The sequence below is a fragment of the Pseudoalteromonas sp. Z1A2 genome, from assembly GCF_011378755.1.
Lineage (GTDB): Bacteria > Pseudomonadota > Gammaproteobacteria > Enterobacterales > Alteromonadaceae > Pseudoalteromonas > Pseudoalteromonas distincta.
Genome location: NZ_WTKX01000087.1, coordinates 1 through 605, shown reverse-complemented (window position 1 = coordinate 605; position 605 = coordinate 1). Strand labels below are relative to the sequence as shown.

1 rRNA gene is annotated in these 605 nt (G+C 48.4%); it reads right to left on the bottom strand.

Annotation, left to right across the window (positions count from 1 at the left end):
* Window positions 1–605, bottom strand: a 23S ribosomal RNA gene (locus GQR47_RS20305); the annotation flags it as partial.

Genomic DNA, 605 nt, shown 5'->3' with positions numbered 1-605 from the left:
TACGATTTTGCCTAGTTCCTTCACCCGAGTTCTCTCAAGCGCCTTAGTATTCTCTACCTGACCACCTGTGTCGGTTTGGGGTACGATTCTATATAATCTGAAGCTTAGAGGCTTTTCCTGGAAGTATGGCATCAACAACTTCATCACCTTAGTGACTCGTCTCGTGTCTCAGTCTTAACAGCAACCCGGATTTACCTAAGTCGCCAACCTACTCACTTTCACATGGACTACCAACGCCATGCTTGTTTAGCCTGCTCCGTCCCCCCATCGCAATTATATCGAGTACAGAAATATTAATCTGTTTCCCATCGACTACGCCTTTCGGCCTCGCCTTAGGGGTCGACTTACCCTACCCTGATTAACATGGGATAGGAACCCTTGGTCTTCCGGCGTGGGAGTTTTTCACTCCCATTATCGTTACTCATGTCAGCATTCGCACTTCTGATACGTCCAGCATACCTCCCGGTACACCTTCAACCGCTTACAGAACGCTCCCCTACCACTCAGAATAAATTCTGAATCCGCAGCTTCGGTGCATAGTTTAGCCCCGTTACATCTTCCGCGCAGACCGACTCGACCAGTGAGCTATTACGCTTTCTTTAAAG